Annotated in this window: 8 protein-coding genes; 4 read left to right on the plus strand and 4 right to left on the minus strand. The window is 56.1% G+C overall.

The window, feature by feature from the left end; translation table 11 throughout:
- Positions 1 to 11: 11 nt before the first annotated feature.
- Genes CKW30_RS22370 through CKW30_RS22385 form a run of 4 tightly spaced genes read right to left on the minus strand, consistent with a single transcriptional unit; the run spans position 12 to position 6,606 of the window.
- Entirely contained in the window at positions 12 to 1,748 is a 1,737-nt protein-coding gene (locus tag CKW30_RS22370) for a DUF262 domain-containing protein (RefSeq protein ID WP_095181953.1), read from the minus strand.
- Between the two features lie 9 nt (positions 1,749 to 1,757).
- Entirely contained in the window at positions 1,758 to 5,426 is a 3,669-nt protein-coding gene (gene brxC, locus CKW30_RS22375) for a BREX system P-loop protein BrxC (RefSeq protein WP_095181954.1), read from the minus strand.
- A gap of 14 nt (positions 5,427 to 5,440) precedes the next feature.
- Positions 5,441 to 6,019 (minus strand): DUF1788 domain-containing protein, encoded by a 579-nt coding sequence (locus tag CKW30_RS22380; RefSeq protein WP_095181955.1) that lies wholly within the window; start codon positions 6,017 to 6,019, stop codon positions 5,441 to 5,443.
- Positions 6,010 to 6,606: a DUF1819 family protein gene (locus CKW30_RS22385; RefSeq protein ID WP_095181956.1), complete on the minus strand. Its 597-nt coding sequence runs from the start codon at positions 6,604 to 6,606 to the stop codon at positions 6,010 to 6,012. Before CKW30_RS22385 ends, CKW30_RS22380 begins: the two co-directional genes overlap by 10 nt.
- A gap of 1,210 nt (positions 6,607 to 7,816) precedes the next feature.
- Between CKW30_RS22385 and CKW30_RS22395 the strand changes: the two genes are divergently transcribed.
- The 4 genes from CKW30_RS22395 (at position 7,817) to CKW30_RS22410 (ending at position 16,089) form a co-directional block, all read left to right on the plus strand.
- Complete coding sequence (locus tag CKW30_RS22395; RefSeq protein WP_034154636.1) at positions 7,817 to 8,332, plus strand: Hcp family type VI secretion system effector; 516 nt, start codon at positions 7,817 to 7,819, stop codon at positions 8,330 to 8,332.
- Between the two features lie 134 nt (positions 8,333 to 8,466).
- On the plus strand, positions 8,467 to 10,509 hold the full coding sequence (gene tssI / locus CKW30_RS22400; RefSeq protein ID WP_095181958.1) for a type VI secretion system tip protein TssI/VgrG: 2,043 nt from the start codon (positions 8,467 to 8,469) through the stop codon (positions 10,507 to 10,509).
- On the plus strand, positions 10,499 to 11,239 hold the full coding sequence (locus tag CKW30_RS22405) for a DUF4123 domain-containing protein (protein ID WP_095181959.1): 741 nt from the start codon (positions 10,499 to 10,501) through the stop codon (positions 11,237 to 11,239). Before tssI ends, CKW30_RS22405 begins: the two co-directional genes overlap by 11 nt.
- Complete coding sequence (locus CKW30_RS22410; protein ID WP_371857567.1) at positions 11,236 to 16,089, plus strand: RHS repeat-associated core domain-containing protein; 4,854 nt, start codon at positions 11,236 to 11,238, stop codon at positions 16,087 to 16,089. Before CKW30_RS22405 ends, CKW30_RS22410 begins: the two co-directional genes overlap by 4 nt.
- Positions 16,090 to 16,098 lie beyond the last annotated feature (9 nt).

Raw genomic sequence — 16,098 nt, forward strand, 5'->3', positions numbered from 1 at the left:
GGCAAATATGGCTACTGAAGGGCTGAAACGATTCGGGCCCTGAGCGCTTTGCGGCGCTGTTCATAAAACGCCGGGAACTCCGTCAGCGTTTCTGGGAGATCGGTGATTTCCAGACCAGCCAGATACTGCTGGCGCGCGAGCGCATCTGGCTTGAACTGGGCGTACCAGTCATGTGGCATCTTCTGGCGTTTTTGGTTGTTGATGCTGCCTTCGAGCAACTGGAGGTTTGCCAGACGGTTAGCCATATCCGTCACCTCTGCGACCAACTCCTCCGGGATACCTGCTTTTCGCAGTTGAGGCTTGCTGAAGCGAGCCTGCGGGTAGATATGGTCTACATGGAAGTGCCTGGACAGGTCGAAGCCTGGGAAGATCAGCGAGAGCAAGGCAAAAGTTCGCTTGTCGCCATAGGGAAGCTCGACCAACTCGTCCAGCTCCTCCTCCGTGAAGGAAAGTGTCTTACCGCGCGCGGACATCACGCTTTCGATCTGAGATACAGGGAAACCCGTCTGCGCATGGGGACGAATTTGCTCACGCAAAGCAGTTAGCAGGGTGTCCAGACCACTGCCCCAGATCCCCGAAGCCTTGAGCAGACTGCGAATCAGCCACTTACGCACATTTTCACGATCTGGAGCGTACTCCACGCGGGACAAATAGCCCTCCCCAGGTTGGCGGGCGAACAGGTAGTAAGCGATTGGCAGCAGGGCACTGTCGGCACGTAGGTTCTGGCTGTTGAAACCAAAGCAGGCCAGCAACCGAACCGACAGCAGCAATGCCTCGCGTATGCGCGACCAGTTTTCCTCCAGCAGTGCCATGTTCGCCTTGTTGAAGTTTTCCACCTTGAAGCCGACGCTGCCAATGTCCGACAACATCAAACCGGCTTTGAGCACTAGGTCTTTACTGAAGTTGAACTGGTCGCCCTCTTTGTTCATCTGGTCGACGAGCTGATGAATCTCCTGCCGCGCATCAAGCTTCGACCACTGCGCCACGGCAATGGACAGCAATAGATCCGAGTAGGAAAGCGGTGTGCCGCCACTGTTCATACGAATGAAGATATTCAGGACACGGCCAAGATCCTGCTCGGCTTCTTCGTAGTAGCTAATCAGCTCTTTGTGGTGAACGGTGCGGTAGAGATGGCGGAGGACTTTCTTCGCTTGCCGGCGCTGTTCACCACTGAGATCAAGCTCGTCCAAGCTGTCGATCAGATCATCCTCGCTCTCAAGCAGAACGCGACTAACGCGAAGCCACAGTTGGCCTTCTACCGTTAGCTCCGTAGCGGTCTCAGTGAGAAACTCAAAACGGTACTTGGAGCCGGTTTCCACATCAGGCTCGCCCAGCAGATCCAGGTAAAGATGACGGGTCGGGAAGGCATCATTGCTCGACCACCATTTGCCTGGCAGCTTCCAGGCGTAGGAGCCACGCAGGCCAATGTTAAGCGCCGTCATACGCTGCTGGCCGTCGAGCACGGCGACGAGATCCCGCTCGGGGAGGGCTTTCAGCAGAGCGCAGTGATAGTTGTCGCGCTCATGGTAGTCACGGACAAAATCATAAAACTGGTACTCCTGGCGCTTCTCCGGTGCGATACGCCAGAACAGGAAAGTGCCGAAGGGGTAGCCCTGCATGAGGCTGTCGAACAACCGGCAGATCTGCTCTGGCCACCAAACGAATTCACGCTGAATCGCCGGCAGGATGTACTCCTGCGAAGCGACCTTGTCCAACAGCTGCTTGATCGTACCGCCCGGTTTGTACATGGCTGTTCCTTAGCGAATTTCAACGCGTTGATTGTCAGCGATTGCCTGCTCAAGCTCATTACGCAGTTTGGCCAGGAAGCTGTCGATATCGGCCTGGGTCTCGATATAACCGGAGCCAGCAAGCAGCTGAGCATCCACTACCCTGCGTTTTTTGACCGGTGCTGCCGGAGCTACAACTGCCGCAGGCGTATTAACAATCGGAGTATTGGACTCTGCTACTGGCAGACCAGGGTTACCGCTACCAGATGCCACGGGCGTTGGTGCCGGTGCGCTGACTGCTGCTTTAGCTTTGGCGGCGGCCTGTTCGGCCAACAGGTGCAGATGATCGATAGCGGCATCGGCCAGGTCGCGGGCCTCATCCAACATGTCATTGATATGAGCCAGACTGCGCTGTTTGGTAATACGCTGCCGGAGGTTTTGCAGGGCGAGCAGGCTCTTGTTGCGCTGATCCGTGCTTGCTTGCAGGTCATCCAGTTCGGCGCTGACCTTGGCCAATTGCTTGTCCAACCAAACATCTGCGCGCTCATGGGCCTCCCTGAGGAAGCCGTCGTTGATCAGGGTGATCGTTTGGATCAGCCCTTCACCTTCGCGAATGAGATTGAACGGTGCTTTGGCACTGAGGATTTCGTCGATGCGAGCCAGCGCACGAGCGGCGTTTTCATCCTTCTCCAGCTTGGGTCGGTTGGGCTGGAAGTCCCGCTGAGCCGCACTTAGTTTGTCCCAGGCGGATTTCTGGCTGCTGTAGAAGTTATCCAGATCGCCGTGACTGTCAGAGAGGTCGAGCAGTGCACTCCGTTCCTTGAGGAACAGCTGAATGGCATCAAAGCTATCCGGGGCTGCCTTGAGTTTGCCAATCAACTTAAGGCCCTGGTCGATGTCATCCAAACCCGGGTACTGACCGGTCTGTGCCAATGCGCGCCACTGTTTGAACTCACTCTCCCAGGTAGCCAGACTGATTTGCAGAAGGCTGTAGAGACTGTCCTCGCCATCCGGGGCGATCTTTTGAAACATCTCTTTGAATTGCTGACGGGCTTTTTGCAGCTCGCCAGAGCCCACTTGTTGGCGCTTCTGAATTTCAGTGGTGCGCCAACGGGCCGGGGTGGATATTTCATTCCAGACTTGATGCGGAGTCAGCGGGCCACCGTTGCCGATCAGGCTGACTTCGCCTTTGAGCAGCAACCGTACGATCAACAATACGGTTTCCCATTCCGGCCAACCATAGGGGCGACGACCGTAGTGGGTCTCCGCGAGGTCATGCAGGACGATGCGACGCGACTGCGAAGCGAGCAATTCAATGTGCTGGCTAACCTCTTTCAGTGCTCGAGGATTGGCTTCACCGGTGCTCTCCAGACCAAGGCCCGGCGTTTGCGGCGTGGCTAGCATGACCTGAATTTCTTTCTGTGGGTCGCTACTCAGGTGCTGGATGTAGCCCAGCTTGCTGAAGGTGTTACGCACCAGGTAGTCGAGCGCTTCCTCCGCCAGCATCGGTGCACTGGAAGCCTTGGCCTCCAGTTTGTTGCCTGCCACATAGACCTCGGCCTCACGCAGCAGACGATCCGCGGTGGTACTCAAACGCTGACGGCGCTGGCGGTTTTCCTCGGCACGATCCTGAAGGATGCGTTTGGTGTTGTGCGGCAGCGTACCGTCGTTTTTGCGCGTGATGTATTTGTCGGTTTGCAGGTACAGACGAAGCTCTCGGGCCAGGTCGCGCTCGTCTTCCAGGCGCAGGAGCACACTGCCCTCCCCCTGACTGGATTCAAGAATGCAGCGTTGCTCACTCCAAGTGCCACGATCATCCACCAGCGGGCTGATGACCGAGATCAGCAGGTCGCCATCAATGCGGTTGCCTAGGGGATGCAGGTCGCACTGGCGGTTGAGGCCAAAGTCTTTCCCGTTGTCGGAGAAGCGGAACTTGCGCTGGCCACGCAGCGCTTCATCAAACAGCAGCTGACCCAGCTCGCGGGCCTCATCGGCACTAGTGAGGTCGACGTCCTTGATCTCGCGACTGATGTCACGTTCTTCGTTGGTCAGAAAGAAAAAGTCATCGCCGTTACGACTGACCAGGGTTTCCTTTTCCAGACGCTGAAGACTGTCTTCAATCTGCTTGCGCAGACCTTGGCGGTCAGCGTCGATCTCATCGATAAACAGGGTGATCAGGTTATCGACATTACCCTTGATCTCATCGACGTATCGGATGAGGAACAGAGTCTTCAACACAAAGGGATCGAATTCTTGCAGGCTTGGGTTACTGGCGGCATTGTCAATGGTCGATTTGACCACGCCCTCAAGGAAGCCCTCAATAGACGGATAGAAGCGGTAAAGCGGTACCAGGACGCCGACGTTTTTATCACTGACGGCCTTGGCGGCTGATTGGAACGCATCCAGCAGCGAGCGCTCGCCTCGGGCCAAGTGGGTGCCGGTGGCACCGGCCTTGCGAATGCTTTCAAAAATACGCTGCACCAGCTGGAACTGATACGGCACAAAGGGGTAAACGGCGGCGAAATTGTCTTCGTCGGTGAACGCTTTGTATGTGCGCCCAGTGTTCGTGAAGCTGAGCTGGTTGCGCAATATGTCAGCCTTCTCGCGGTAGATCTTGCGCAGGGTATCCTTGGGCTCTGGTTCTTTATCGAGCAGGCGACGCTGGATGACTTCATCGACGTTGCCGCTGGACAGCGACAAGCGGGTTTTGAAGCGTCCCTGAATCTTGGAGAAGTCGTTAGCCTTGGAGGCGCGGACTTCACCCAACACAGCGTCGATGTCTTCCTGCGAAGTAACCAGAACCCATGCGCGACCACCGCAGATCGTCCCCAGGTTTTCGGTGATAGTTTGCAGGCTGAGCATTAGGTGGGTGTCCTGGCCAATGAACTGGCCGACTTCGTCTACCAGAAACACTATACGCTGATCCCTGCCGCGCTTATCCAGGTACTCCTTCACCCATTTGGCGAAGCTTTCGACATTGAGGCTGAAATCTTTTTCGAAACGCTCTACCCAAGCGTCGGCATCCTTGATTTCCTGACCAAGGGTTTTCGACAGAGCCGTAGCCAACGCAGCAACCTCGAAATGATAGGCGTCGCGCTCATCTTCCCAAGTGGAGCCTGAAGCATCAGCGAATGCCTGCTTGAACTCGGCAAACTTGCCCAGGTCGTCCAGGTGACGCTCCATGTGAGCGATATGCGGGTGATCGCCGCAGAAGCCCAGGCGCTCGTTGAAGATCTTCAGGAAAACACGAAGGATGGCGTCACGGCCGTCACCGCTGTCAGCCTTGCTGTCAATGTTGAACAGCAGCACATCCGTTTCGGCGGCGATGGCGCGCTTGATATCGGCGGCAAGCATCGGGTCGGCGATTTTGCGCTCAAAAAAATCGATGGCCTGGCGCGTAACACCGTCCTTGTTGACCTGTTTGTTTTCCAGCAGGTAGGAAAGGATCTTCAAGAAGTGCGATTTACCCGAACCGAAGAAACCAGAGATCCACACCCCTGTTCGCCCCGACGCATCCTGGGGTTTGTCCAGGGCCGCCAGGTAGCGTTCAAAAAAACTTCGTAGATGCTGATCCAACTCGCGGGTAATGACGTACTCATCCAGCTCTTGCCAGACAGACTCAGCGTCATCCTGGTCAGCCTTGATCACGCCGTTGATCGAGCGGTGAATAGAGCGGGTAAACAGACTCTTGATTTGCACGGTGGACATCCTGTTCAGCTCACCAGTCGGAAAGCGCGGTAATAGGGTTTCTCGCCTAGCTGACCGAACAGCTTTAGCGATTGGCCGTCATAGAGGCCAGGATAGAAAACCACCAACGGGGTCTGCCCCATAAACGGCTGGAGGTTATTAAGAAGGTTGTGGGTGCGAATCAGCGGGTATGCACTGCCGACACCGTTGATGACCAGCAGGCCATATTCACTTGGCGGATAGCGATCAACCAGTTCTTTGGCGACCTTGCCTGCATCAAGTGGTGCCTTGAGGGCCTTGAGCATGTAGTCGTCACCTTTCTTAGCTTGCATCTCGATGGATTGATCCAATTTGTTGCGGTCTTTCAACATGTCGAGCATCAGCTCGAACAGATTGATAAAGGCAGCCTTGAGTTCAGGGCGGCGCTTGATAATCGCCCCTTGGAGAAACCGGACGTGCTCGCGCACCTTCACTTCATCCTGAGGCAGATAATCGAAGGCATAGAACGGCACCTCGTTGCCCAAGCCTTGGCCACCGAGAAAGTCATCAGAGGTAACCTTATCCAGGATTTTATTGAGGCGTTCGTCGAGGTCGTTCACGGGCATACCTGAAGGCAATCGAGCACGTACTGCTCATTGTGTTGACGTAAATAATGAAGAACTGCGGGCTCAATGTGCTGACTACGTAGGCGAAGATTGCGGGTGTTTTCGATGAAACCGGCCTCCGCCAGCATACGCATGGCATTTTGCCTTAACTTAACCCGAGTGGAGTCGCTGAGGGTAGGCATATTCGGTTGCGCACGCAGGCTGTCTTCGATGTAGGCGTCCCAGTGGCGCGCTTCTAAGTGGGTGGCGAAACGGCGGAACTGATCGCGTACGACCGTACGCAGGAAGTCCCCGAATAACGGCGAGAACTTGACCGTGACGGCGAGAGAGGCGTGGGTGGCGACGGGGACGCTACCATCCCGTACAAGCGACCACAAATCAGAGTTCATGGTTTGCAGACGTAAACGGGCCAGATTGGCATAGGTGTCGGCAGTCCTGGCCGTACGCTTTTGCAGCACATTCAATTCGTGTATCTGCCTACCCCACTCCTGAACGTCTACACCCTGCAGCAACAGCGCGGCAACGATTCGGGTCTCAGGCACGATCAGAGAGCACTGCGTGAAGTTGGCTTGGTATGGACTACTCATGGATGACTCTGGTTTTCAAACGTGTAAATCGACCTATTTTGAGAGTCTGACCCGGCTAGCGCCAGCGCTGAGTAACCAAAGGTCTATTTAATTTTCGTCAACCACAGAGAACAGATTTATTGTTACTTCCCAGCATCGTGCTTATAACCCTCATGACCTTTTTGAATTGCACCTGATTTCGAAGACACCGTCATGCATCGCTGCTCGACCGGCTGATATTGGCTGCTAGAGTTGACGCTAGCGATAAGCTGTTTTTTGGCCGATAGCTGCTGTCTAGGTACGACTAATACGGGTCTACCTCAGCGGGTCCCGGACGGTTAGGTTGAAATTGAACGAACAGTTGCTGCTGCCAGCTGCGATATACGTCCGCGTACTTCCCTGCTTCAACGGCCATTACGAGTATCAGGTGAAGGATGAGGAGTAGCCTTGCCTACACAATTGTCACATGCCACCAGCGAAGCGCTGGAGCAGTGTAGATCTGCAGGTGCCATCACCGCGAGCCGAAACGGTGGGAACCAGCAAGAAGCGGACATCGACCGTCTACGAATTCAGCGGCAAGTCATAACTCGGTTGCTAATGAGTTTTTCTGATCATCCGTACACGCATAAAAGGTCATTGATCAGTTGTAGTTCCTGTTGAGTGTACGGCGTCTCTCGACATCTGCGAATCGCCTCAAGGACCCCTCTAATGGGTAGTTGCCGCGCAGGATCTTGAATGCATGCAATCAGCAGATCAGAATCAGGATCTCTTCCCTTTAAGTATTTTTCGACTAGCTCAGTGAGTGAAAGGCGAGCTTGTAGATCGCTTAGCATTGATACTTCTCCGCTCCTGTGCTCCCTACAACCACTTGGATGAAAATTGGGAGTCCATGGAATTGTATTTACTCACTCGGCAAATGCTATCAATGAGCCATACTGCGCAAGAAGTTGCGCAGTTGGTCGTAATATTCCAGGGCCAAGATCCCCCGTAGCCCAAGCGGGTCAAGGCCTGCAGCCAAGTGCGCAAGAAGTTGCGCAGTACTGCGCAACTTCTTGCGCACTTTCTCCCGACTTTCCCGCTGAAAATCGCCCCGAATGATCACCAACTACCGTGGCGCCCCCGCCATCCGGGGACTTCGCAAAACCTGGCACGCTCCTTGATAACAGTCAGGCACCCACCGGGCGATTTCGCCTCCCGGGCACCTTAAATTTATCCGCAAGGAGAGCACCCCATGGCAACACCAGCGTACATGTCGGTTACCGGCGAAAAACAAGGCCTGATCACTGCAGGCGCATTCACCGCTGACTCCGTTGGCAATACCTACCAGGAAGGCCACGAAGACCAGGTCATGGTTCAGGCTTTCAGCCACGACGTGATCATCCCGCGTGACCCGCAATCCGGTCAGCCAACCGGTCAGCGCGTACACAAGCCAGTTGTGATCACCAAGGTCTACGACAAGGCTTCGCCACTGCTGCAAGCCGCTCTGACTTCCGGCGAGCGCATGAGCGAAATCGTTATCCAGTGGTACCGCACTTCGGCTCAAGGCACCCAAGAGCACTACTACACCACCAAACTGGAAGACGCGATCATCGTCGCCATCAACAACAAAATGCACAACTGCCAGGATCCAGGCAACGCGCACTTCACCCACCTGGAAGAAGTGCAGTTCACCTACCGCAAAATCACTTGGACCCACGAAGTATCCGGTACTTCGGGTTCCGATGACTGGCGTGCTCCAGTCGTTTAATTACGGCTGACCGTTACACGCATCGGCCAGCTCTGCTGGTCGATGTTGTTTACGCCCCTCCAGAATTTCGCGTACGTTGAGCCGCTTTTTTGCGGTCGTCGACGAGCGCCGCTGTACAGCACGAGGAACAAGGGATGTTCGCGCCGGCCAATGAAACCCACTTTGCCCTGACCATCGAAGGGCTTTCCGCCGACTTTCAGGTGTTTACCCTCACCGGCCGGGAAGCCATCAGCCAGCCTTTTGTTTTCGAGGTGGAGCTGGTCAGTGAGCAGCCGTCGCTGGACCTCGAAACCCTGCTGCACAAACCGGCCTTTCTGCAGCTGTCGCCTGACGGCAGCGGCATTCATGGCCAGATCTATCGCGCCGCGCAAGGCGATTCCGGCAAGCGCTTGACCCGTTATTCGGTGACCTTGCGTCCGCAACTGGCGTATCTCGCGCACCGCATCAACCAGCGTATCTTCCAGAACCTCAGCGTGCTGAAAATCATCGGCATGGTGCTGGAAGAGCACGGCATTCAAGGCAACGCCTACGAATTCAAGACTGGTTCGATCTATCCCGAACGCATCTACTGCGTGCAATACGACGAGTCGGATCTGCACTTCATCCAGCGCCTGTGCGAAGAGGAAGGTATTCACTTCCACTTCCAGCACAGCGCCAACGCGCACAAGCTCGTTTTCGGCGATGACCAGACGGTGTTTCCAAAAATCGCCCCCGTGCCCTATCAGCAAGACTCCGGCATGGTCGCCAGCAACCCGGTGATCAAGCGTTTCGACCTGCGCCTGGAAACCCGCACCAGCCGCACCACCCGCCGCGACTACGACTTCGAAAAACCGCGAATCACCCTCGAAAGCGAAAAGCGCGGCGACGCCGTGCCCGACCTCGAAGACTACGACTACCCGGGTCGCTTCATCGATCGCGAACGCGGCAAACACCTGGCCAACCGTGCCCTCGAACGCCACCGCAGCGACTTCCAGTTGGCCGAAGGCAAGAGCGATCAGCCGTTGCTGGTCAGTGGTCATTTCCTCGCACTGACGCAACACCCGAAAGCCAAGTGGAACGACCTCTGGTTGCTCACCGAAGTCCTCCACGAAGGCAAACAGCCGCAGGTGCTCGAAGAGTCGGTGACCAGCGACACCACGGCGCTGAAAGACGATTTCCACCAGGGCTACCGCAACCGCTTCCAGGCCACGCCATGGGACGTACCCAACCGCCCGCCGCTGCGCCACCCGAAACCGCGCATCCTCGGCAGCCAGAGCGCCGTGGTCACCGGCCCGAAAGGCGAAGAGATCCATTGCGACCAGTACGGCCGGGTCAAAGTGCAATTCCACTGGGACCGCGAAGGCCAGGCCGACGACAAGACCAGCTGCTGGCTGCGCGTCTCCAGCGCCTGGGCCGGCGCCCAGTACGGCGGCATCGCCATCCCGCGCATCGGCATGGAAGTGCTGGTCACCTTCCTTGAAGGCGACCCCGATCAACCGCTGATCAGCGGCTGCCTGTACCACAAGGAAAACACCGTCCCCTATCCACTGCCGGCGAACAAGACCCGCAGCACCTTCAAGACCCTGAGTTCGATGGGTGGTGGCGGCTACAACGAACTGCGCATCGAAGACAAAAAAGGCCAGGAACAAATCTACCTGCACGCCCAGCGCGACTGGGACGAAAACATCGAGCACGACCAGAAAATCCGCGTCGGCAACGAACGCCACGACACCGTCGAAAAGAACAGCTACACCGAGTTCAAGGCCGAAGAACACCACACCGTCTACGCCGACCGCAAAGTCGAAACCCGCGCCAACGACCACCTCACCGTCGGCGTGAACCAGCACATCAAGATCGGCACCGGTCAGTTCATCGACGCCGGCCAGGAAATCCACCTGAGCAGCGGCATGAAAGTGGTGATGGAAGCCGGCGCCGAACTCACGCTGGTCGGCGGCGGCAGCTTCATCAAGATCGACGCCGGCGGCGTGACCATGAGCGGCCCGGTGATCAACATGAACTCCGGCGGCAGTCCCGGCAGCGGCACCGGCGCCGCCCCGCTGGTGCCCGGCATTCTCAAACAGGCCGACGCCGACAAGGCCGGCCAGGTCCTGACCCCGGCCCAGATCAACACCCTCAAACGCAACGCACCATTCTGCGAAGAATGCGAAAAATGCAAGGCAGGTGCCTGTGCCATCTGATCGACTGACACCCAAGGATTGGCTGGCACAACAGCCGCTGCAGACTGGCGAACGTTTGTACCTGATCATCAGCGCGGCAAGCGACAGCGACGCCCTGAAAAACCTGTACCTGACCGAACCCACCGCCCAGCTCCTGCCGATCTGGGGCGGCACGCCCTACTCCACCTGGCAACCGGTGATGCCCTACGTTACCGAGCTCAAGCCCAACTCGGCGTTCCTGCCATGGATCACCGAAACCGACGCCCTCGACTGGGGCTGGCTGGCGGTGTCACGCGCAGAACCAAACGATGTGTTCGAGCATTTGCGCAGCCTGACGCAGGTGAAGATGCCGGATGGCACCGAGGTGTTTTTCAGGTTTTGGGATGGGCGGCATATCTACCCGATTCTGCATGGACTGGGGGACAAGGCTGGGGAAGTGATGCCGATGTTTGAGCGGTATCTGATTAATGGGCAGAGCTTGGAGGTTGGGCCGAGGGCGATGCCGAAGGTAAAGGATTGGCCGTGGTGGGAGGTGCCGAAGGACCTGCTCAAACAGCTCGCAGAGGATGACCTAAGCACCGTCGTCGACAACCTGATGCAGTGGTTGCGTGAAGACTGCCCTGATCTGTATTTCGCCTTTCCTGAAAACAACCTGCGCCGCAAAGTCGAACGCTTCGTCCGACATCAACCGAATACAGAAGATATGGCAGAGCGCCTCGCCGCCCAGCTGACAAAGGAAGTCAACGCATGATTAGCAGCCCACTGGGAACCTTGGTTCTTCAGGTACTGGACGCCAAAGCACCCGACGTCAACCTGATCCTCAAAGACTTCAATAATTGCCTGAGTGACTACAAAAATTGGGCAGATGGTTTCTGGACAGGCTGGGCTATGGACGTCGACCAGAAATTCAAGGTTGGCAATGAGGTCAGCGTTACGCAGCGTAGAACCAGGACAGGGGCAGTTGAGACCTTTGCCGTGTGTCCAAAGGACGGCAAGTTTACGCTAATCCATGCATTCGAGACCGCACGCTACGTGCCCATCGGCAATACCCCGGTGCGCATCGAACAGGTCGAAAAAGCAATGATTGGCTACTCCGTGGTGGGAGCCCCGATCAATAAAAAAATTGGCCCCAGTGGTATCGAGACCATCGATAACTGCATCCCAGGAAAACAATATCGCATCACCTTTTTTCCAGATGTCTCCGAAAGTGACGTCAAAGCCCTATATGGTTCTTACAAGGGCGTGATCAGCGATCTAAACGGCTGGTTGAAAAGCGAATGGACGAGCAAATTTCAAGCGCAATGGAGCACCTACTCCGCGGCAGATCGTTCGGGTCGGGCGATGATTCTGCTGAAAGAAGCGCTTGATAGCTTCGAGCAGGCGCTACTCGGTTTATGGGATGACTTGAAAAACCTAGTAGGTCTTCTGGCCGATCCGATAGGGAATGCCAAAAAGCTTCGCGACTACTTATCAGATCTTGAACTCGAAAAGCTCTACGCGACCTCCAAAGACGCAATTGCCTCTGCCTTGTTGATACTCAACGACGAACCGCTGATGTTCATCTACATCTCGGCAATTGTGGCCTGGGTCGGCATGCTGCCGCCGCAGGTCATCGTCAACGTGATCGCAAGCATAGGCGTCGAGTTCCTGATCAACGTAGTGATAGGTATCTGTCTTACGGGCGGAGCCGGCCTTGCCGTGCGGTTGGGGACCAAGGCCCTGAGCAAAATGAAGCCTGGGGGAGCACTCAAATACCTTGAGGGTTTGGCCGAACAGTTGATGTCGGCTAGCAGCAAACATAGCCTTCCGGCCCATACAGAGCTTTCCAAGCCTGTAATGCTCAAGGCCAAGGATGTTCCACTGGACGCAGGCAAGAAGGCACCTCTTTCCATCGGTGTTACTGACACTGGTGGTGGCCCTGTGCCTCTGCCCAAGACCGCTGATACCCCCACGCTTAAGGAGCCGAACGCGTCGGTATTTGCTCGGAAGAAAACAGAACCGCAAAGCCTGCTGGTCAAAAACGAACCGGTTAATGACGCACCTAAGCAGTCCACAAACCCGGCTAATCAAGCGGCACAGTGCAAATCCAAAACCCGTTGCGAGGGCGACCCCATTTCGATGGTCACCGGCGAGGAACTACTAACCCTCACTGATGGAAAATTGGACGGCCTGCTACCGCTGGAATGGATACGTCTTTACCGCACCAGCGCGGTAGAGATCGACAACCGTCTAGGCTTCGGCTGGAGCCATCCGCTGTCACATAGTTTACAAATCAGCGATGACGTCGTGCTATGGACTGACAACGAAAACCGTCGGACCGAGTTCCCGCTACCTAACGAACAGCGTCCGTCCATCACCAATAGTCTTTCCGAGGCGGCGATTTTCATTGGGGATGCGCCGGGCGAATTGATCTTGGCTCAGGCCGGACAGGACACACGTTTTTATCATTTCCGCGCCGGGCGCCTGACCACTATTAGCGATGCTTACGACAACCAATTGCACATCAGCTATGACCTGGTTGATCGCATCCAGCGCATCGATAACGGAGCGGGACGTTCTTTGCTCCTGCGCTATGAAGATCGCCATATTGTCGCCGTGGACTACCAACAATTAGGTCAGGAATACAACGAGCGAGGCGAACGCCAAGACCCGTGGCAGACGGTCAAGACACTAGTTAGGTATAAGTACAACGAGCGTAATCAACTGATAAGCGCCACCAATGCCGTTGGGGAAGTCGAGCATTATCACTATGACGAGCAGCATGTAATCCAACAGCGCCAACTGGCCGGCGGTGCAAGCTTTCACTGGGAGTGGGAGCGCGAAGGCAAGTGGGCCCGTTGTACTCGTCAGTGGTCCAATATTGCGCAGCTCGATGCGCGTTATGTTTGGGACGATGAAGGCACAGTTACTGTCGCTAACGCAGACGGCAGCGAGCAGATTTACGTCCACGATAAAAACGCTCGACTGGTCAGCCAGACCGGTCCGGATGGTGCAGAAACACAAAGAGCCTATGATGAAAAAGGTCAGCTAATCGCTGAAAAGGACCCTCTTGGCGCCATCACAGAATATCGATACAACGAAGCCGGACGCCTGTTCGCAATCATTCCCCCTGAAGACCAACCGACCACTTACGAGTATCACAACGGTTTCATACGAGTAGTCCGTCGGGGCAAGGCCACTTGGAAATACCAGCGGAACCTCCAGGGCGACATCACCCAGCAGACCGACCCCGACGGCAATGAGACGTGCTACCGCTACGACCGCCGAGGCCGCTTGCTGGAAATTACCCACCCCGATGGTAGCCGCCATCAGCTCGACTGGAACGGCCTTGGGCAATTGCTTGAAGAACGTCTGCCCGATGGAGGCCAGCGCAAATACCGCTATGACTCATCCGGCCGATTGATCACCCGCCAAGACGAGAGCGGCGCCATCACCCAGTATCAATGGGACGCAGCTCAGCGCTTGGCGCAGATCACTTTACCAGGTGGCACGACACGCACTTTCAGTTACAACGCCTACGGCAAAGTCACCGCCGAACGCGACGAGCTGGGGCGTATCACTCGCTACGAATACGCCGACAACCTGCACTTGGTCAGCCGCCGCATCAATCCGGACGGCAGCCAACTTCGCTACCGCTACGACAACTCGCAACTCAACCTCACCGAGATTGAGAACGAGCGCGGCGAACGCTATCAGCTCGACTACTACTCAAATGGCCTGATCCAGCAAGAAATCGGCTTCGACGGTCGCCGCACTGCCTACGAGTACGACCTCAAAGGCCAGTTGCTGAAGAAAACTGAGTTCGGCGACGACGGCAGCGAACTGGTCACCGAATACCAACGCGACGCTTCCGGTCGCCTCCTGGTCAAAACCCTGCCCGACAGCGAAGAGATTCACTACAGTTACGACGCACTGGGTCGCTTGGTAAATATTGATGATGGTCATTGGCCGCTGGCATACGAATACGATGTACAGGACCGCCTGATCACTGAACATCAAGGCTGGGGCACCACACGTTACGAATATGACAGCGTCGGCCAATTGAGCCACTGTCGCATGCCCGATGGCAGCACGCTCGACTACCGTCATTTGTCCGGTGGGCGCCTGAGCAGCATCGACCTCAACGGTTCTCGCCTGACCAGCCACCAATTCAGCGCCGGTCGCGAACAACAACGCCAACAAGGACTGTTGCTCAGCCAATACCAGTACGACGAACAAGGTCGTTTGCAAGCACACAGCGTCAGTCAGCGTGATAAGAACCTGTTCCAGCGTCGCTATAAATACGACGCCATTGGCAACCTTTCCGCCGTCGACGACAGCCGCAAAGGCAATCGCAGCTATCACTACGACCCGCTTGATCGTCTGATCAGCGTGCGCGGCGCCACACCGGAAAGTTTTGCCCACGACCCGGCGGGTAACTTGCTTGGCCAAACCAACGAAGGCACCGCCAACCTCGCCAACGTCAAAGGCAACCGCCTGTTGATGCAGGGTGACCGCCATTACGACTACGACGCCTACGGCAATCTAATTCGCGAACGCCGCGGCGCCGCTCAGAAAATCGTCACCGAGTACCGCTATGACTGCCAGCATCGCCTGATCGGCGTCACCTTGCCAGGCGGAAGCAAAGCTAGCTACAAGTACGACGCCTTTGGCCGCCGTGTCGAAAAAACGGTCGATGGCCATACAACCGAGTTCTTGTGGCAAGGCGAACGTCTGATCGCAGAAAGCGCAGAAAGCCGGTATCGCAGCTATATCTATGAGCCTGGCAGTTTCCGCCCTCTGGCAATGCTCGATGGCGAAGGCCCCCTCAAGGCAACGCCGTTCTATTACCAACTAGACCACCTCGGTACCCCTCAAGAACTCACCGACTACAGCGGCGATATAATGTGGTCGGCGAAGTACCGCGCCTATGGCAACCTCGCGGCATTGGATGTCAGTGAAATCGACAACCCGCTGCGGTTCCAAGGTCAGTACTTCGATGCGGAGACGGGCCTCCATTACAACCGCCATCGTTACTACAACCCGGGAACTGGGCGGTTTCTGACGCCGGATCCGATCAAACTCGCAGGAGGGTTGAACAACTACCAGTACGTGCCTAACCCCACCGTGTGGGTGGATCCGTTGGGACTGGAGTGCCTAGAGGCGGATGGAGGCAAGGCAGAAACTGGCGGAGCAGTGGATCCGGTTGCAGCAAACCGTAATGAAGCACTAAGCGGTATGGCGACGCCATTGGATCCCCACGCATACAGCGTTTTATACGAGACCAAAATTGGCCCGGATGTGCTAGCCGTTCCGAACCGCGCAGAACATTTTAAGGTTGCGAACGAAAGCCTCTTAAAGTCAGCCGATACTGATGCAGATTTTAATAAAATAATGGAAACCATGGTGCCAGGATTCAGACGTGTAAAGGGCACCAAAATACCTACCAAAGGCATTAGCCCTGGCAAGGAAGTAACATGGCACCACGTACCGGGAACGGATACACTCCAGCTGGTATGGCGCTATCAACATGAACAGTCGAAAGGCCCTCAATGGAATGCTCTTTGGCAGAAAATGTTCCACCCCGGAAATAAAGGGGGCTTTGCAGATGGAAAGAAATAATTACGGAGG

Origin of the sequence: Pseudomonas sp. Irchel 3F6 (assembly GCF_900187595.1) — a bacterium.
GTDB lineage: Bacteria > Pseudomonadota > Gammaproteobacteria > Pseudomonadales > Pseudomonadaceae > Aquipseudomonas > Aquipseudomonas siliginis.

Bases quoted from the DNA above. Each gene is read 5' to 3' on its own strand.
- CKW30_RS22370 (WP_095181953.1), bottom strand. From the start codon at position 1,748: ATGTACAAACCGGGCGGTACGATCAAGCAGCTGTTGGACAAGGTCGCT.
- CKW30_RS22380 (WP_095181955.1), bottom strand. From the start codon at position 6,019: ATGCCCGTGAACGACCTCGACGAACGCCTCAATAAAATCCTGGATAAG.
- CKW30_RS22385 (WP_095181956.1), bottom strand. From the start codon at position 6,606: ATGAGTAGTCCATACCAAGCCAACTTCACGCAGTGCTCTCTGATCGTG.
- CKW30_RS22395 (WP_034154636.1), top strand. From the start codon at position 7,817: ATGGCAACACCAGCGTACATGTCGGTTACCGGCGAAAAACAAGGCCTG.
- tssI (WP_095181958.1), top strand. From the start codon at position 8,467: ATGTTCGCGCCGGCCAATGAAACCCACTTTGCCCTGACCATCGAAGGG.
- CKW30_RS22410 (WP_371857567.1), top strand. From the start codon at position 11,236: ATGATTAGCAGCCCACTGGGAACCTTGGTTCTTCAGGTACTGGACGCC.